Origin of the sequence: Mesorhizobium sp. B4-1-4 (genome assembly GCF_006439395.2) — a bacterium.
Classification (GTDB): Bacteria; Pseudomonadota; Alphaproteobacteria; order Rhizobiales; family Rhizobiaceae; genus Mesorhizobium.
Map to the genome: position 1 here is coordinate 5,301,415 of NZ_CP083950.1, position 16,526 is coordinate 5,317,940.

Consider the following 16,526-nt stretch of genomic DNA (forward strand, 5'->3'; position numbering starts at 1 on the left):
GCTCTCAGAGCTTGCCGTCGAGATAGCGTGTCAGCGTGGCGCGGGCGCCATTCGCCCACAGCACGTTGAGCGCATGGGCAAACGCCTCGATGAACGCCGTGGCGCGGCCGACATCGCCATAGATGTCGTCCATGGCCAGCCAGGCGGCGGGTGCGTCCTTCGCCGCCTTTGCCGTCGCCTGCAGCCGGTCCCAACTCGGGTCGTTCGGCTCGATGACGGCGCCGCTATCGGTCGTACCGAAGCAGTAGCGGCACCAGAGCGCCGATTCCAGCGCCAGGCCGGCGACGCTTTTTCCCGCCTTCAGGCGGTCGGCGATGGTCGGGATGATGAATTTCGGCTGGCGGTTGGAGCCGTCCAGGCAAAGCCGGCGCACCGTGTCGCCGATCTTGGGGTTGGAAAAGCGCTTCTCGATGAGTTGATAGTAATCCTCCAGCACCGTGTCCGGCACCGGCGGCACGGTCGGAATGATCTCGTCATGTTCGAGCTTGTCGAGAAAGCCGCGAACCAGCGGCTCCTGCATCGCCTCATGAACGAAATGGATGTCCATCAGCCCGGCGGGATAGGCGATGGTGGCATGGCCGCCATTGAGGATGCGGATCTTCATCAATTCATAGGGAGCGACATCCCTGACGAACTGCACGCCGACCTTCTCCAGCGCTGGGCGACCGGCGGTGAAATGGTCCTCCAGCACCCATTGCTTGAACGGTTCGCAGAATACCGGCCAATTGTCCTCTACGCCAAAGTCCTTGGCCAGGATGTCGCGCTCGCGATCCGTGGTGGCCGGCGTGATGCGGTCGACCATGGCGTTCGGAAAGGCGACATTGTCGCTGACCCAGGTCGCCAGGTCCTCGTCGATCAGGCGGGCGAGCCCAATGACCCCATCCGAGGTGACATGGCCGTTGTGAGGGATGTTGTCGCAGGACATCACGGTGAACGGCACGATGCCGTCGCCGCGGCGGCGCATCAGGCCGGCGAGGATGATGCCGAACACCGTCTTCGGCACAGCGCCCGGCTGGGCGTCGGCGACGATGTCGGGATGGGTCGGATTGAAGACGCCGGAGGCCGGATCGATGAAATAGCCGCCTTCGGTGATGGTCAGCGAAACGATCTTGATCGCCGGGTCGGCCAGCCGTTCGATGATTCCGGCCGCATCGCCCGGCATCAGGAAATCGATCATCGCGCCGGTGACGCGGGCGCTCATATGGCCTTCATCCTGCTCGACCACGGTGGTCAGCCAGTCCTGCTCTTCCAGCTTACCGCGGCCGATCTTCTCGCCGGCGAAAACGCCGGCGCCGACCAGCGCCCAATCTTGGCCGAGCCCCGCATTGAACAGGTCGTCGAGATAGACGGCCTGATGCGAGCGATGAAAGTTGCCGACGCCGAAATGCACGATGCCGGCCTTCAATTTGGAACGGTCGTATTTCGGTCCCGCGACATTGGCGGGAAGCCTGGCGAGATTGGAAGAAGAGAGTTTCACGGTCATCTGCTTTACCCTTCGGCCGGGCTGCGGCCTTGATCATTCTCCCTCTCCCCGTCCTTCACGGGGAGTGGGTAAGGGTGAGGGGCAGCGCCAACGCTTCCGATGGCTGCGATGCCCCTCATCTGCCTGCCGGCATCTTCTCCCCGTGAAGGACGGGGAGAAGAGCGCTTTCACCCCCTCAACTCATCCACTGGCCGCCATCGACGTTGTAGGTCTGGGCGACGATGTATTCGGCGTCGCTGCTGGCCAGAAACACCGCCATACCTGTGAGATCCTGCGCCGTGCCCATGCGGCCGTAAGGCACGCTCTCGCCGACCAGTTTCTTCTTTTCGCCCCTCGGCCGGTTCTCGTATTTGGCAAACAGTGAATCGACGTGGTCCCAGTGCTCGCCATCGACGACGCCGGGCGCGATGGCGTTGACGTTGATGCGATGCTTGATGAGGTCGAGCCCCGCCGACTGGGTCAGCGAGATGACGGCGGCCTTGGTGGCGCAATAGACGCCCACCAGGGCCTCGCCGCGTCGTCCGGCCTGGCTCGCCATATTGATGATCCTGCCGCCCTTGCCCCGCGCGATCATCGAGCGTGCCGCCGCCTGCAGCGTGAACAGCGTGCCGGCGACATTGACCGAGAACAGCTTGTCGTAGCTCGCCCGGGAGATCTCGACGATCGGCGCCAAATCGAACAAGGCGGCGTTGTTGATCAGGATGTCGAGGCCACCGGCCTTGTCCTCCACCGCCTTTACCGCGGCATCGATGGATGCCTGATCCGTGACGTCGAGCTTCACCGCATAGGTGCCGCCGCCAATCTCGGCGGCTGTCTTCTGCGCGGCCTCGAGGTTGATGTCGGCAATCGCGACGATAGCGCCTTCGCGCACATAGGCTTCGGCGAAGGCCTTGCCGATGCCGCGCGCCGAACCCGTGATCAGCGCCGATTTGCCAGCCAGTCGCATGCTTACATCGCCTTTCCGTCAGGACCGAAGCGATGCAGCTTGGCCTTGTCTGGCGTCAGGTAGATTGTGTCGCCGTGATGGACAGCCAGTTCGCCGTCGGCGCGGACCGTCAGTGGGCCCACGCCATCGGCTTGGACATGCAGGAACGTGTCGGATCCCAAATGCTCGGCAACGCCGACGGTCGCCTTCCAGTCGCCCGCCGTCGTCGAGATCTGCATGTGCTCGGGTCGGATGCCGATGGTCTTGGCGCCGTATTTGGTGGCGGGCGCGCCCTCGATGAGGTTCATTTTCGGCGAACCGATGAAGCCGGCGACGAACAGATTGTTCGGGCTTTTGTAGAGCTCCATCGGCGAGCCGACCTGCTCGATGTTGCCGGCGTTCAGCACGACGATCTTGTCTGCCATGGTCATGGCCTCGACCTGGTCGTGGGTAACGTAGATCATCGTGGTCTTGAGCTGGTGGTGCAGTTCGCTGATCTCCAGCCGCATCGTGCCGCGCAGCGCCGCGTCGAGGTTGGACAGCGGCTCGTCGAACAGGAAGGCCGAGGGCTGGCGCACGATGGCGCGGCCGATGGCGACGCGCTGGCGCTGGCCGCCGGAGAGCTGACCCGGGCGGCGCTCGAGGTAGTTGGTGAGGTTCAGGACGCGCGCCGCATCCTTCACCTTCTTGTCGATCGTCGCCTGATCCTCGCCCGCCATCTTCAGCGGGAAGGCGATGTTCTTGGCCACGGTCATGTGCGGATAGAGCGCATAGGACTGGAACACCATCGCGAGCTTGCGCTTGGCCGGCGCCTCGCCGGTGACGTCACGGCCGTCGATGTTGATGGTGCCGCCGCTGGTGTCCTCCAGCCCGGCGATCAGCCGCAGCAGCGTGGACTTGCCGCAACCCGACGGGCCGACGAAGACGACGAACTCGCCATTCTCGATCACCAGGTCGAGGCCTGGGATGATGGACGTCGATCCGAAGGATTTGGAGACGTTCTTGAGCGTGATGTTTCCCATGGTTTCCTCCCCGAGGGGTTATTGTCCGCCGTCTGTTTGTTCGTGGCGCTGCCTACGGTATGCCCGCTATTTCACGGCACCGAATGTCAGGCCGCGCACCAGCTGTTTCTGGCTGAACCAGCCCATGATCAGGATCGGCGCGATCGCCAGCGTCGAGGCCGCCGAAAGCTTGGCCCAGAACAGGCCTTGCGGGCTGGAGAACGAACTGATGAAGGCGGTGAGCGGCGCGGCATCCGTGGTGGTCAGGCGGATCGTCCAGAACGCCTCGTTCCAGGCCAGGATGATGTTGAGCAGCATGGTCGAGGCAATGCCCGGCACCGCCATCGGGGTCAGCACATAGATGATCTCGTTCCATAGCGAGGCGCCGTCCATGCGCGCCGCTTCCAAAATCTCGCCAGGGATTTCGCGAAAGTAGGTGTAGAGCATCCACACCACGATCGGCAGGTTGATCAGCATCAGCATCACCATCAGGCCGATGCGGCTGTCGAGAAGGCCGGTGTCGCGGAAGATCAGGTAGATCGGGAACAGCACGGCGACCGCCGGCATCATCTTGGTGGACAGCATCCACATCAAGATGTCCTTGGTCCGCTTGGTCGGCGAGAACGCCATCGACCACGCCGCCGGTATGGCGACCAGCAGGGCCAGGATGGTCGAGCCGACCGAGAGCAGCACCGAGTTCAGGAAGAATTTGAAGTAGCCGCTCTGCGCCTGAACCTCGGAATAGCTCTCGAATGTCCCCGACGGGATCAGGTTGAAGCCCTGGATCGCCTCCTGTTCCGACTTGAACGAGGTGATGATCGTATAGAGGATCGGGAAAAAGATCAGCAGGGCGACGATCCAGGCGGCCGCCGTCGCGATGGTCTTGTGCCGGGTGGTGACTGCGCGTGCCATCTTTTCCTCCTTATCTGTCCAGGTTCTTGCCGACGGCGCGCATGGCGAAGAAGGCGACGATGTTGGCGAGAATGACGGCGATCACACCGCCCGCGGATGCCTGGCCGATTTTGAACTCCAGCAGCGCCTTCTGGTAAACGAGGAAGGGCAGGTTGGTGGAGGCGTAGCCGGGGCCGCCATTGGTGGTGACCAGGATTTCGGCATAGACCGAGAGCAGGAAGATCGTCTGGATCAGGATGACGACGGTGATCGCCCGCGACATGTGCGGCAGCGTCAGATAGATGAAGCGGCTGATGAAGCCGGCGCCGTCCATCTCGGCGGCTTCCTTCTGCTCGCCGTCGAGCGACTGCAGCGCGGTGAGCAGGATCAATGTCGCGAAAGGCAGCCACTGCCAGGCGACGATGATGATGATCGCCGTCATCGGATGCTGCCCGAACCAGTCGATTGGTTGTGCCCCGAAGAAGCGCGCTATGTCGGCGAACACGCCATATTGCGGGTGCATGATCATGTTCTTCCAGACCAATGCGGCCACCGGCGGCATGACGAAGAACGGCGAGATGACGAGGATGCGCACGATCCCCTGGCCCCACATCGGCTGATCGATGAGCAGCGCCAGCAGGATGCCGCCGATCACCGTGATCAGCAGCACGCTGATGACGAGTGTGAGCGTGTTGAGGATCGATTGCAGGAAGGCCGGGTTGGAATAGAAGAGCTTGTAATTGGAGAACCAGACAAATCCATCGCGGACCGGATTGAGCGGGTTGTACTGGAGGAATGAGAACCAGATGGTGAAGATCAGCGGCACGATCATCCAGACGAACAGCAGCACCACGGAAGGCGCCATCATGAATCGGGCAAGCGAACGGGTCTGCTGAGTAGCCATGACGGTCACCCTTCAAGGATCAGGCTGAATTTTCATAGGCATTGAAGACGGCCGCCCGAACTGGGTTTCGGGCGGCCGTTGCCGGTCAGCAAGCTGGCCGGCATTCGGCACCGGGAGGAGCCTTACTTGATATACCCGCCCTCGGTCATCGTCGCGGTGGCGGCGTCCTGGGCCTGCTTCAGCGCATCGTCGACGCTCGACTGGCCGGCAAGAGCCGCCGAGAAGAGCTGGCCGACGGTGGTGCCAAGACCCTGGAACTCAGGGATGGCGACAAACTGCACGCCGACATAGGGCACCGGCTTGACGGTCGGATGCGTCGGATCGGCGGCGTTGATGGACTCCAGCGTCATCTTGGCGAACGGAGCCGCCTTCTGGTACTCGGGGTTGGCGTAGAGCGAGGAGCGCGTGCCCGGAGGAACGTTGGCCCAGCCTTCCTTCGACGCGACGAGCTCCGCATAGTGCTTGCTGGTCGCCCACGACACGAACTTCTCTGCGGCGTCAGCCTTCTTGGTGCCGGCGGGAATGGCCAGCGACCAGGCCCACAGCCAGTTGCCGCGCTTGCCCAGGCCGTTGTCGGGCGCCAGCGCATAGCCGACCTTGTCGGCGACGGTCGAGTTCTTCGGATCGGAGACGAAGGACGCCGCGACGGTGGCGTCGATCCACATGCCGCACTTGCCCTGCTGGAACAGCGCCAGGTTCTCGTTGAAGCCGTTCGACGAAGCGCCCTCGGGGCCGTCGGCCTTCATCAGGTCGACGTAGAACTGCAGCGTCTTCTTCCATTCGGGCTGGTCGAACTGCGGCTTCCAGTTCTCGTCGAACCAGCGGGCGCCGAAAGAGTTCGACATCGCGGTCAGGAAGGCCATGTTCTCGCCCCAGCCGGCCTTGCCGCGCAGGCACACGCCATTCACGCCGTTGGCGCGGTCGGTCATCTTGTCGGCGGCCTGCTTGATGAAGTCCCAGGTCGGGGCATCGGGCATCTTCAGCCCGGCCTTGTCCATCAGGTCCTTGCGGTACATGACGAAGGAACTCTCGCCGTAGAAAGGCGCCGCATAGAGCTTGCCGTCGACCGTAAGGCCGCCGGCAATGGCCGGGATGATATCCTTGACATCATAGTCGTCGCCGAGCTTGTCGAGCGGTAGGAGCCAGCTTTGCTTGGCCCAGATCGGAACCTCATAGGTGCCGATGGTCATCACGTCATACTGGCCGCCCTTGGTGGCGATGTCCGTGGTGACGCGCTCACGCAGCACGTTTTCCTCGAGCGTGACCCAGTTGAGCTGGATGTCGGGATTGGCCTTGGTGAAGTCGTCGGTCAGCTTCTGCATGCGGACCATATCGCCATTGTTGACGGTGGCGATAGTGATGGATTCGGCATGTGCGGCGAAGGCGAGGGCGCTGGCCGACAACAAGCCCAGGGTGAGCGTGCGAAGTTTCATCAAATTCCTCCCATAAACCAAGATGAGCATTTGCCTTGGCTATGAGCAATTACTCACTTAGTCTTAATTATGTCAAGACGGATTCGATGCTGCAGCGCAGCACGCGACCCAGGAATGGCGACGAACGGCCGAGGATCGGGGGGCGCGATGGCCGGGTTGCCGCCGCCTGAAGTCAGGCAGTGGGATCAAAATCTTTGAAATCTATGTTGGTTCCGTCGCCTGCCGATCAGCAGGCGATTTCAGCCAACAGCCAGTCCCGGAAGGCGCGGATCTTCGGCACATTGCGGCGCGCCTCGGGATAGACCAGCCAGTAGGCGTGGCCATCGTCGCCTACTAGGTCGAAGGGCTGGATCAGGCGGCCGTCGGCGAGTTCGGCCTTGAACAGCGCTCTGGTCAGGATCGCCACGCCATGGCCGGCGATCGCGGCATTGGCCTCGTAGGCCTGCGCGCCCATGCTGCTGCCGGGCCGCTTGGCAAGGTCGTGCGCGTGCACGCCGGCGGTTTCGAACCACTGTGTCCACCAGATGTCACCGGGATCGAGGATTGGCAGCCGCAGCAGGTCGGCCGGCTCCTTGATGCCGCCAATGCTCGCCGCGAGCTTGGGGCTCAGCATCGGCGTGAAATCGGCGTCAAGCAGCTTGTGGGCTTCCAGCCCCGGCCATTTGCCGCCGCCCGAACGGATGGCGAGGTCGACGTCCTCGCGAGCGAAATCCGTCAATCGACTTGACGTCTCCAGCCGCACCGCAAGGAAAGGATGAGCGATCTGGAAAGAGCCGAGGTGGTGCGCCAGCCAGTTCGAGGCGAAGGTCAGCACAGTCGTGACGCACAGCAAACCATCTGCGCCGCCACGCGCCGCGGCGTAGGCCTGGCCGAGAATGGCAAAGGCTTCGCTGACAGCTGGCGCAAGGCGCTGTCCGGCCTCGGTCAGCGCGATCTGGCGTGGGCGCCTCAGGAACAGCGGCGCTCCGATCCGCTCCTCCAGAACCTTGATCTGATAGCTGACCGCCGCCTGCGTCATGGCGAGCTCCTCGGCGGCCTTGGTGAAGGAAAGATGCCGCGCCACGGCTTCGAACACCCGGATCGCCTGCAGCGGCGGGAGTTGCGAAACCTGGCGCGAGCTGAGGTCCGGCATAAAACCTCCTTATGGGTCCTTATCGACGTTCGATTGGCAAAGCTGGCCGGCAAGACCGACATTCAGTGTCAACCTGTCATTCGGGTTCAGGATAGCGAAGGTTGACGAGCATGACCATGGCGCAACAAAAGTGCACTCCCGCTCCGGATCACCGCTGGATTTCGTGGCTTACGGACGGTTTTGGCTGGTTCGCGATCAGAAAAAAGGCGCATCTCGACATCAGGGACCTGTCGCCGCATCTGCAGCGCGACCTCGGTTTCCTCGATGGCAACGACCCTTTCGGGCGGCACAGATAGCCCTGTTGGTTTTATCGCGACGCGGACGGCATCGACCCGTTCCGCCAGCAGCAGCGGCTGTCGGTCAGACGCCGGCCAAAAGGGCGGTCGCCGTCCGCTCATCGGTGATGAGCCCGTTGACCAGCCGGCGGTTTACGGCCGCCAGTATGCCCGGCAGCTTGCGCTCGCCCATGGCAAGCGCGATGACCAGCGACCTCTCTCGCGACGGCAGCGACGCCGACGACACGCGGTCGTTGGTGATGCCTTCGATCATCCGCCCGTCGCGATCGAACACCCAGCCGACGATCTCGGCGATGCCGCCGGCCTTCTGCAAAGCCTTCAACTCGGTTTCGGAAATGAAGCCGTCCTCATAGAGCGGCGCCTTTGGGCCGAGGTCGCCGATGCCGACGAACGTGACGTCGGCCTCGGCGGCGAGCGCCAGCGTTGGCTGGATCATCGGCTGGTTGAGCAGCATCTCGCGCTCCTGCGGCGAGGAGGCGATGACCGGCAGCGGCATCGGGAAGGAGCGCGCCTTGACCCTGTCGGCCATGGTGAAGATGACGTTGTAGAAGGCAGCCGAGCCGTCCGGCGAGATGTTGCCGGTCAAGGACACCACCTTGTGCTGCGGACACTCCATCGGCGGCAATTGTTCGATCGCCGCCTTCAGCGTGCGGCCTGTGCCGATCGCGAGCACGATCGGGCTCGGCGATCTCAATCGCCTTTCGATCTCGGCTGCCGCCGCCTCGGCAATGCCGATTGTCGTCGATGACGAGGTCGGGTCGCTCGGCACAACCTCGACGAGGTCGAGCGCGAAGCGCGACTTCAGCCGCGCCGCAAGGTCCAGGCAATTGGCGATCGGATGGTCGACGCGGACCTTGATCAAGCCCTCCGACACAGCCAGCGACACCAGCCGCTGCGCGGTCTGCCGCGAGATGCCGAGTGTGGCTGCGATCTGGTCCTGTGTGTTGCCGGCAACATAATAGAGCCAGCCGGCGCGCGCCGCGTCGTCCAGCCTGTTGCTGCCGCCATCCTGCCGGGTATTCACGTCCTGCCTCCCAAAACCGCTGGTCACACGAGCGGTCCGCCTCTAGTTTCGCAGGGAACCGTCCGCTGCGCAATTGTCAATCTCAAGAGCAAATGCTTGGATATCGCGCCTGGGAGATTTTGCCGCCAACCATGTCTGTCGGACAAAGCGGCTGGTCTTGGTCCCGGCCGATGGCACGTTCTGTCGCCCAGATGGTTTATCTCTCGGCGCTAACCCTTTAAGGGATGGCAAAAAGGAGCGTTGCATGACACCGAAGGCGGTTTTCTGGGACATGGACGGCACGCTGGTCGACAGCGAGCCATTGCACGCGGCCGCTCTCGTGGCGGCAATGCACAATGCCGGCCTCGAACCGCCAGCCGACCTGCACGAGCGCGTGCTGGGCGTCGCCGCCTGGCCGGTCTATGAGATGATGCGCGACGAATTTGGCCTCGACATGCCTTTCGACGACTGGATCATGCGCAAATACGAGCATTATCTGCCGTTGGTCGAGGGCCTGAAGCCGCGCCCCGGCGCCATCGAAGTCTTCAACGAATTGCGGGCGCTTGGCGTGCAGCAGGCCGTGGTTTCCAATTCGGACCGAATGATCGTGGACGCCAATCTGCGCATGGTTGGCCTCACCTATCCCGGCATGAAGTCGATCAGCCGCAACGATGTGCGCGAAGGCAAGCCGCACGCCGAGCCCTTCCTGCGCGCCGCTTACCTTGCCGGCGTCGATCCCGCGCACGCGTTTGCGGTCGACGACAGCTGGCCGGGTACCATGGCCGGGCTCGCGGCAGGCATGAAGACGATCTTCTGGCCGGAAGCGCCGATGGAAGGGCCGCCTGGCGCTATCGTCATCAACAGCGCGGTGGAATTGCGCAGGGAACTCGGGCTCTGAGCGAGAATTAACATAGGTTCGCGCGGCCCCTCATCCGCCTGCCGGCACCTTCTCCCCGTGAAGAACGGGGAGAAGGGACAAGCTCCATCGCTGGCCCCCTCTCCCCGTTCTTCACGGGGAGAGGGTAAGGGTGAGGGGCAGCGCCAAGCTCACAAAACCAAGTGGAGCTCGCGAGAGCCGCAGCGTCAGCTAAAACGCGGGATCTTCAGTTCCGGTAGACCGGTTCTTGCTCGTCGAGGATCGCCTTCAGCTCGGCGAGGTGGCGCTCGGCCTGGCCAGGATAGTCGTCCATCTCGGCCGCGGCCTTGTCGGCGATGGCGTCGGACAGCGTGCGCAGCGGCCGACCGGTCCACAGCGCCTTGATATAGGTCTCGGCGGCACGCTCGAAATAGAACATACGGTTGAAGGCATCGGCAACCGTATCGCCGACGACAAGCACGCCGTGATTGCCCATCACCATCACCTTGATCTTCGGATCGGTGAGAAGCTGCGAGCAGCGTTCGCCCTCTTCCTCGAAGGCCAGCCCGCCATAGTGAGCGTCGACGACATGGCGGTTGAAGAACATCGCCGAATTCTGGTCGATCGGCGGCAATGTCGAGTCGGCGAGCGAGGCCAGCACCGTGGCGTGGATGGAATGGACATGCATGACGCAGCGCGCGTGCGGCACATTGCGATGGATGGCGCCGTGCAGGCCCCACGCCGTCGGGTCGGGCGCATTTGGGCCGGACAGCGTGTCGGGGTCGTTGGCATCGATCTCGATCAGGTCGCTCGCCTTGATGCGCGAGAAATGCACCTGGTTGGGATTCATCAGGAACTTTGTGCCGCCTTCATTGACCGCCAGCGAGAAATGGTTGGCCACCGCTTCGTGCATGTTGAGCCGCGCCGTCCAGCGAAAGGCACAGGCGAGATCGACGCGCTCCTCGTAAAAGGGCAGGTTGGTCAGCGTTTCCCTTGGCAGGCGGGCAATGCTCATGAAAAATCCTCCAGTTTTCGCAAGAATGCCGCGCTCCGCTGGTGCCCGCAACCGCTTTCGTTTGGTGCAGACCACGCTGCAGTGCTCGCGGTAGCGCTCGCCCTCAGCCCGCCATGCTCGACGATGAAGTCGATGACTTCCTGCAGGCCCTTGCCGCGCGACAGGTCGGTGAAGCCGAACGGCCGCTTGCCGCGCATGCGGGCGGCGTCGCTTTCCATGACATCGAGGTTGACGTTCACATAGGGCGCCAGGTCGCTCTTGTTGATGATCAGGAAATCGGAGCGGGTTATCGCCGGCCCGCCCTTGCGCGGGATTTCTTCACCCTGGCAGACCGAGATGACATAGAGCGTGAGATCGGCAAGGTCAGGCGAGAAGGTGGCGGCAAGGTTATCGCCGCCGGATTCGATGAAGATGATGTCGAGGTTCGGGAATTTGCGGTTCAGCTCGGCGATCGCCTGCAAATTGATCGAAGCGTCCTCGCGAATGGCGGTATGCGGACACCCGCCGGTCTCGACGCCGACGATGCGGTCCTCCGGCAGCGCCTGCAGCCGGGCCAGCATCATGGCGTCTTCCCTGGTGTAGATATCGTTGGTGACGACGGCGATGGAAAATTCGTCGCGCAGCGCCTTGCACAGTTTTTCGGTGAGCGTCGTCTTGCCGGAGCCGACCGGGCCGCCAATGCCGATGCGAAGAGGACCGTTGGGCTGGGTCATGTCGGGAACTCCATGATGGCAAGGGCTGCGAAGCCGAGCCCGATCAACACGCACAGCGGCGAATAGTAGCGGACGTCGAGCCGCGCGAAAGGTTGCTCGGGCGCCAGCCGCCGCCACCACGGCGTGAAGCCGGCAATACCGCGCCCCAGGAACACCAGCCCGATGAGCAGCGACGTGGCGGCTAGGCCCTCGCGGGGAAAGGGCGAGGCAAAGAAGCCGATGAGCGCCAGCGGCCAGAGCGTTGCCAGGCAAAGGCACGCCGCGACGGCGAAACTGGCGAAAGGCGTCGGCATTTCATCGACGCCGCGAAACCCGACCACCGCGCGGGCGCAGCTCGCAGCGTCCTTGCCCGGCCAGATGCCGCCGATGCCCCAATAGACGTGCAGCGCTGTGATCAGCAGCAGGACGAATGAGAGGATGAAGGCAAGCAGGATCATGAGCGGAACAGTCGCGAATACTGGGTTTCGTGCCTCATCGCCATGATTTCGGAGACGAAGGCGCAGCCGCCGAGATCATCCAAAGTCGAGCGGGAAGCACGGGCGGCGGTTGCCAGGGCCAGCGGCTCGAAGCCGGCCAGCAGCAAGGTGGCCTCGCTCTGGCCGATGGTGCCGAGGCGGATGGCCGCCTGGACGAGGTTGGAGAAGAAGGCTTGCAGGAAAGCGGACAGCGCGTCCTGCAGCCCTATGCCATGGCCGCCGGCCACGGCGCCGACGGCGACGCAATAGGCGCAATCGGCCGGCAAGCGCTCCAGCACCGGGGCGGGCCAGGCGACCGCGGCCTTCAGGAAGGCGGCGCCTTGCAGCGTGGTCTCCGCGTGACGTTCCCGCGAGCCGGCGAGCGCCTCGGCCAGCGCCGCGACGTCGTCGAGATCGCCGGCTGTGCGGGCGCGCCCCCAGCTCTCGGCGAACAGCACGGCATCGTTCCAGCCGGAGCCCATCTCGACCAGCGTCTCCAGCCATTGGGCGAGGCTCCCGGCATCGGCAATCAGCCCATCATGCATCGCCCGCTCCAGGCCGTGGCTATAGGCAAAGCCGCCGACCGGAAAGGCTGGCGACAGCCACGCCATCAGCCGCAGCAGCGCGATATTCGAAGGTTGGTCAGTCATGATCGTGATGGTCGTGCGAATGGCTGTGTGAATGCGCCTCGCTATGGCTGTGACTGTGCGCTTCGGCGTGGGCATGAGCGTGGCCGTGATCATGGCCATGCGCGCCGCCATGGCCGGAATAGGCGCCGCGCACCGGCTTGAACGGCTCGGAGACGTCGGTCACCGTGGCGCCCAGCCCCTGCAGCATCGCCTTGATGACGTGGTCGCGCAGGATGAGGATGCGGTGCGCCTCGATCGCCGCCGCCAGATGGCGGTTGCCGATGTGCCAGGCAAGCTCGGCCAGATGCACGGCGTCGCGGGCGCGGATGTCATTGACCTCTTCCGGCGCGGCGGCGATCTCGATATGGCGGCCATCCTCAAGCACCAGCCGGTCGCCGTCGTTCAGGGCAACGGGCTCGGGCAGGTCGACCAGCACCTTGCTGCCGTCGGCGAGTTCGATGGCGCGGCGGCGCAGATGCCGCTCGTCATGAGCAAGAACTGCGCGGCCCGCCGGCGCCGTGGTCCCGGCCTCATTTCCCGTCAGCACCGAAACGGCGCGCGGGAATTTGGTGAAATCGATCTTGATATCGAGCTTCATGTCATGGCTCCGCCATTAGCTTGTGCCCGCGCACGGGCGGGCCGCGCCAGCACCCGGTCGAAATAGGCGTTGACGCGGCCGGAGTCGATCGGGAAGCGGCCGGCGCGCGCCCAGCCGCCCATGTCGCCAAGCAACACATCGACGGCCGAAAAGCGGTCGCCGAGCGCGAACGGTCTGTCGCCCAGCCGCCGGTCCAAGGCCTTGACCTCCGAGGCAAAGTCGTACGTCGCGGCGGGGCCGACATCGACGCGCACTTCCTTGGGCAGCAGGAAGCGGTGGCGCAGCTTGTTCCACAGCGGCGCCTCGAACTCGCTCTGGGCAAAATGCATCCAGGAATCCATCTCGGCGCGGCCGGCAACGCCCGGACTGGCGCCCATTCCCTTCTCCGCGTGCTTGTCGGCGAGATAAACGCAGATCGCCGCCGAATCCGTCACCGTCAGCTCGCCGTCGATCAGGATCGGCACCTTGCCCGACGGGTTCAGCGCATAGGCTTCCGGCGAGCGCAGTTTGACCTCGGCGAATTCATAGGGCTGCCCAAGCTCCTCGAGCATCCAGAGAACGCGGCTGACCCGCGATCCGCGCGATCCGATGGCCTTGTACATGAGAACCTGCCTTTTCCCCGGACTCTAGACCATCCGCTATAGTCATACGATCGTGTCGAAGAGCCGCAGGATGAACGATATCTGGTAGATGAGCGCTGCCGCGACGAAAGCGATGTGGAAGCGGCGGTCGCGCACCAGGATCGCGGCGATGCAGAGCGCGACGAAGACCGGCGTGCGGAACAGGTATTCGTTGCCGAAGCGGGCGAAATGCTCCGGTCCTTTCAGCAGCGTGTCGATCACATCGAGCAGGTAGGTCGCGGCCAACAGGCCGAAGAACCAGGCGCGGCGCGAATAGAAGAAGTCCTCGTAGCTGGTGTAGTCCAGCATCGAGTCCGGAAACAGCAGCGCGCAGAGCAGGAACAGCGTGATGGCGTAGAAGATGATGAAAAGGTACTTGCCGAAGGTCCATGTTTCGATGGCGTAGAGGCCAAACTCCCACCACCAGAAATGCACCAGCGTCAACAGCACCGAGGCGACCCAGGCCAGGTGCACGGGATAGAGCCGGTATTGGCCGGGATGCTGGACGATGCGCGCCACCCCTGACAGCAGGCGGGCGACGCCGAGCCCGATCACCATGCCCATGACGATGCGGATATGCGGGAAGATGTCGTGGGGTGAGGCTAGTTCAGTTGCCATGCGTGATCACGATGCGGCTTTTCGAGGCCGCATATTGCGGTGTCGAATCCTCTGCTGCAACGGATTTTGCGGCACCTGTCGCAATCGCCGTTTTTGCCTTAAAACAGAAAATACCGCTGCGCCATCGGAAGCACCGTTGCCGGTTCGCAGGTCAACAACTCCCCATCCGCGCGCACCTCGTAGGTTTCGGGATCGACCTCGACATGCGGCGTGGCGTCGTTGAGCACCATCGAATGTTTGCCGATGCCGCCGCGGGTGTTTTCGACGGCGACGAACTGCTTGTCGACGCCAAGACGGCCATGCAAACCGGATTCGAGCGCGGCCTTCGAGACGAAGGTCACGGATGAATTGGTCCTCGCCTTGCCGAAGGCGCCGAACATCGGCCGATAGTGCATCGGCTGCGGCGTCGGGATCGAGGCGTTGGGGTCGCCCATCGGGGCGGCGGCGATCATGCCGCCAAGCAACACCATGTCCGGCTTGACGCCGAAGAAGGCAGGGTTCCACAGCACCAGGTCGGCGCGTTTTCCGACCGCGATCGAGCCGATCTCCTTCGACAGCCCGTGCGCGATTGCCGGGTTGATCGTGTATTTGGCGATGTAGCGGCGGACGCGGAAATTGTCGTTGTCGCCGGTTTCCTGCGGCAGCGCGCCGCGCTGGCGCTTCATCTTGTCGGCGGTCTGCCAGGTGCGGATCGCCACCTCGCCGACCCGGCCCATCGCCTGGCTGTCCGACGAGATGATCGAGAAAGCGCCGATGTCGTGCAGGATGTCCTCCGCCGCGATCGTCTCCTTGCGGATGCGGCTTTCGGCAAAGGCGATGTCCTCGGGGATCGACGGCGACAGATGGTGGCAGACCATCAGCATGTCGAGATGCTCGGCCAGCGTGTTGACCGTGTAGGGCCGCGTCGGATTTGTCGAGGACGGGATGATGTTGGGCAGGCCACAGACCTTGATGATGTCGGGCGCATGGCCGCCGCCGGCGCCCTCGGTGTGGAAGGCGTGGATGGTTCGTCCCTTGATCGCCGCCACGGTGTTTTCGACAAAGCCGGATTCATTCAATGTGTCGGTGTGGATCATCACCTGTACGTCATAGGTGTCGGCGACCGACAGGCAGCAGTCGATCGCCGCCGGCGTCGTGCCCCAGTCTTCATGCAGCTTCAGCGAACAGGCGCCGCCCAGCACCATTTCCTCGAGCGACGCCGGCAGCGAGGCGTTGCCCTTGCCCGACAGGCCGATATTCATCGGGAAGGCGTCGAAGGACTGGATCATGCGGGCCATATGCCATGGTCCCGGCGTGCAGGTGGTGGCCAGCGTGCCATGCGCCGGACCGGTGCCGCCGCCAAGCATGGTGGTGATGCCGCTCATCAGCGCTTCCTCGATCTGCTGCGGACAGATGAAGTGGATATGCGCGTCGAAACCACCCGCGGTCAGGATCTTGCCTTCGCCGGCGATGATCTCGGTGCCGGGGCCGATGATGATGGTGACACCGTCTTGCGTGTCTGGATTGCCGGCCTTGCCTATGGCCGCGATTTGTCCGCCCCTGAGGCCGACATCGGCCTTGAAGATGCCGGCGCCGGCATCGATCACCAGCGCATTGGTGATGACGGTGTCGACCGCGCCCTGCGCCCGCGGCACCTGGCTCTGGCCCATGCCGTCGCGGATCACCTTGCCGCCGCCGAATTTCACCTCCTCGCCGTGAACGGTGAGATCTCTCTCGACCTCGATGATGAGTTCGGTGTCGGCCAGCCGGACCTTGTCGCCCACCGTCGGACCATACATCTGGGCGTAGGCGGCACGGGTTATTCTGGCCATCGGCGATTGCTCCCGAAATGCGCTGTGGTTGAAGCCGGGCTGCACATTGCCGCCATCCAATGGTCACGCAATGACCCGCTGGGCGACACCTTCTCATCCCATTTGGCGGTTGAGGTTGGCAGGTCACCCCAAAACGACCGTTT

17 protein-coding genes and 1 pseudogene are annotated in these 16,526 nt (G+C 63.6%); 2 read left to right on the plus strand and 16 right to left on the minus strand.

Annotated features, from left to right (window positions below; all coding sequences use genetic code 11):
* Positions 1-4 precede the first annotated feature (4 nt).
* The 7 genes from FJW03_RS25530 to gcvA all read right to left on the minus strand — a co-directional run bounded on the left by FJW03_RS25530 (position 5) and on the right by gcvA (position 7,769).
* Positions 5-1,483 carry a mannitol dehydrogenase family protein gene (locus FJW03_RS25530; protein ID WP_140765261.1) on the minus strand — a complete coding sequence of 493 codons (1,479 nt, stop codon included), beginning with the start codon at positions 1,481-1,483 and terminating at the stop codon, positions 5-7.
* 175 nt (positions 1,484-1,658) lie between these two features.
* The gene (locus FJW03_RS25535; RefSeq protein ID WP_140694094.1) at positions 1,659-2,429 is read right to left on the minus strand and encodes an L-iditol 2-dehydrogenase; all 771 of its coding nucleotides are present in this window, start codon (positions 2,427-2,429) and stop codon (positions 1,659-1,661) included.
* Between the two features lie 2 nt (positions 2,430-2,431).
* Entirely contained in the window at positions 2,432-3,430 is a 999-nt protein-coding gene (locus tag FJW03_RS25540; RefSeq protein WP_140612714.1) for an ABC transporter ATP-binding protein, read from the minus strand.
* A gap of 66 nt (positions 3,431-3,496) precedes the next feature.
* Positions 3,497-4,321, minus strand: coding sequence for a carbohydrate ABC transporter permease (locus tag FJW03_RS25545; protein ID WP_140744038.1), 825 nt, complete (start codon positions 4,319-4,321; stop codon positions 3,497-3,499).
* A 10-nt stretch (positions 4,322-4,331) separates the two neighbouring features.
* On the minus strand, positions 4,332-5,204 hold the full coding sequence (locus tag FJW03_RS25550) for a carbohydrate ABC transporter permease (protein WP_140766660.1): 873 nt from the start codon (positions 5,202-5,204) through the stop codon (positions 4,332-4,334).
* 122 nt (positions 5,205-5,326) lie between these two features.
* On the minus strand, positions 5,327-6,637 hold the full coding sequence (locus FJW03_RS25555) for an ABC transporter substrate-binding protein (RefSeq protein WP_140612708.1): 1,311 nt from the start codon (positions 6,635-6,637) through the stop codon (positions 5,327-5,329).
* 226 nt (positions 6,638-6,863) lie between these two features.
* Positions 6,864-7,769, minus strand: coding sequence for a transcriptional regulator GcvA (gcvA, locus tag FJW03_RS25560; RefSeq protein WP_140766661.1), 906 nt, complete (start codon positions 7,767-7,769; stop codon positions 6,864-6,866).
* A 110-nt stretch (positions 7,770-7,879) separates the two neighbouring features.
* On the opposite strand from gcvA, the gene FJW03_RS25565 reads away from it, so the two are divergent.
* Positions 7,880-8,065, plus strand: a complete 186-nt coding sequence (locus tag FJW03_RS25565) for a hypothetical protein (RefSeq protein WP_140694191.1) — start codon at positions 7,880-7,882, stop codon at positions 8,063-8,065.
* Between the two features lie 64 nt (positions 8,066-8,129).
* On the opposite strand, the gene FJW03_RS25570 is transcribed toward FJW03_RS25565, so the two are convergent.
* Positions 8,130-9,089 carry a sugar-binding transcriptional regulator gene (locus tag FJW03_RS25570; protein ID WP_140612702.1) on the minus strand — a complete coding sequence of 320 codons (960 nt, stop codon included), beginning with the start codon at positions 9,087-9,089 and terminating at the stop codon, positions 8,130-8,132.
* A 244-nt stretch (positions 9,090-9,333) separates the two neighbouring features.
* Between FJW03_RS25570 and FJW03_RS25575 the strand changes: the two genes are divergently transcribed.
* Positions 9,334-9,966 carry an HAD family hydrolase gene (locus FJW03_RS25575; protein WP_140694098.1) on the plus strand — a complete coding sequence of 211 codons (633 nt, stop codon included), beginning with the start codon at positions 9,334-9,336 and terminating at the stop codon, positions 9,964-9,966.
* 205 nt (positions 9,967-10,171) lie between these two features.
* Here the strand turns inward: FJW03_RS25575 and FJW03_RS25580 are convergent, their stop codons facing one another.
* The 8 genes and pseudogenes from FJW03_RS25580 to ureC form a co-directional block, all read right to left on the minus strand.
* Entirely contained in the window at positions 10,172-10,939 is a 768-nt protein-coding gene (locus FJW03_RS25580; RefSeq protein WP_140766662.1) for a class II aldolase and adducin N-terminal domain-containing protein, read from the minus strand.
* Positions 10,940-11,037: 98 nt separating this feature from the next.
* A pseudogene (gene ureG / locus FJW03_RS25585) lies at positions 11,038-11,652 on the minus strand (urease accessory protein UreG); the annotation flags it as partial.
* Positions 11,649-12,089, minus strand: coding sequence for a DUF3995 domain-containing protein (locus FJW03_RS25590; RefSeq protein WP_140766663.1), 441 nt, complete (start codon positions 12,087-12,089; stop codon positions 11,649-11,651). The gene FJW03_RS25590 and the pseudogene ureG, both read right to left, overlap by 4 nt.
* Positions 12,086-12,757 carry an urease accessory protein UreF gene (locus FJW03_RS25595; protein WP_140766664.1) on the minus strand — a complete coding sequence of 224 codons (672 nt, stop codon included), beginning with the start codon at positions 12,755-12,757 and terminating at the stop codon, positions 12,086-12,088. Before FJW03_RS25595 ends, FJW03_RS25590 begins: the two co-directional genes overlap by 4 nt.
* Positions 12,750-13,334 carry an urease accessory protein UreE gene (gene ureE, locus FJW03_RS25600; protein WP_140766665.1) on the minus strand — a complete coding sequence of 195 codons (585 nt, stop codon included), beginning with the start codon at positions 13,332-13,334 and terminating at the stop codon, positions 12,750-12,752. The genes FJW03_RS25595 and ureE overlap by 8 nt, the downstream gene beginning before the upstream one ends.
* Positions 13,331-13,936: a glutathione S-transferase family protein gene (locus tag FJW03_RS25605; protein WP_140766666.1), complete on the minus strand. Its 606-nt coding sequence runs from the start codon at positions 13,934-13,936 to the stop codon at positions 13,331-13,333. The genes ureE and FJW03_RS25605 overlap by 4 nt, the downstream gene beginning before the upstream one ends.
* Before the next feature lie 42 nt (positions 13,937-13,978).
* Positions 13,979-14,572, minus strand: coding sequence for a hypothetical protein (locus tag FJW03_RS25610; protein ID WP_140766667.1), 594 nt, complete (start codon positions 14,570-14,572; stop codon positions 13,979-13,981).
* Positions 14,573-14,670: 98 nt separating this feature from the next.
* A complete protein-coding gene (gene ureC, locus FJW03_RS25615) occupies positions 14,671-16,383 on the minus strand; it encodes an urease subunit alpha (protein WP_140766668.1) in 1,713 nt (570 codons plus the stop codon).
* Positions 16,384-16,526 lie beyond the last annotated feature (143 nt).

Coding starts and splice junctions, on each gene's coding strand:
- FJW03_RS25575 (WP_140694098.1), top strand. CDS start 9,334: ATGACACCGAAGGCGGTTTTCTGGGACATGGACGGCACGCTGGTCGAC.
- FJW03_RS25590 (WP_140766663.1), bottom strand. CDS start 12,089: ATGATCCTGCTTGCCTTCATCCTCTCATTCGTCCTGCTGCTGATCACA.
- FJW03_RS25605 (WP_140766666.1), bottom strand. CDS start 13,936: ATGTACAAGGCCATCGGATCGCGCGGATCGCGGGTCAGCCGCGTTCTC.
- FJW03_RS25565 (WP_140694191.1), top strand. CDS start 7,880: ATGACCATGGCGCAACAAAAGTGCACTCCCGCTCCGGATCACCGCTGG.
- FJW03_RS25555 (WP_140612708.1), bottom strand. CDS start 6,637: ATGAAACTTCGCACGCTCACCCTGGGCTTGTTGTCGGCCAGCGCCCTC.
- ureE (WP_140766665.1), bottom strand. CDS start 13,334: ATGAAGCTCGATATCAAGATCGATTTCACCAAATTCCCGCGCGCCGTT.
- FJW03_RS25545 (WP_140744038.1), bottom strand. CDS start 4,321: ATGGCACGCGCAGTCACCACCCGGCACAAGACCATCGCGACGGCGGCC.
- FJW03_RS25535 (WP_140694094.1), bottom strand. CDS start 2,429: ATGCGACTGGCTGGCAAATCGGCGCTGATCACGGGTTCGGCGCGCGGC.
- FJW03_RS25550 (WP_140766660.1), bottom strand. CDS start 5,204: ATGGCTACTCAGCAGACCCGTTCGCTTGCCCGATTCATGATGGCGCCT.
- FJW03_RS25610 (WP_140766667.1), bottom strand. CDS start 14,572: ATGGCAACTGAACTAGCCTCACCCCACGACATCTTCCCGCATATCCGC.
- FJW03_RS25530 (WP_140765261.1), bottom strand. CDS start 1,483: ATGACCGTGAAACTCTCTTCTTCCAATCTCGCCAGGCTTCCCGCCAAT.
- FJW03_RS25580 (WP_140766662.1), bottom strand. CDS start 10,939: ATGAGCATTGCCCGCCTGCCAAGGGAAACGCTGACCAACCTGCCCTTT.
- FJW03_RS25595 (WP_140766664.1), bottom strand. CDS start 12,757: ATGACTGACCAACCTTCGAATATCGCGCTGCTGCGGCTGATGGCGTGG.
- FJW03_RS25540 (WP_140612714.1), bottom strand. CDS start 3,430: ATGGGAAACATCACGCTCAAGAACGTCTCCAAATCCTTCGGATCGACG.
- gcvA (WP_140766661.1), bottom strand. CDS start 7,769: ATGCCGGACCTCAGCTCGCGCCAGGTTTCGCAACTCCCGCCGCTGCAG.
- ureC (WP_140766668.1), bottom strand. CDS start 16,383: ATGGCCAGAATAACCCGTGCCGCCTACGCCCAGATGTATGGTCCGACG.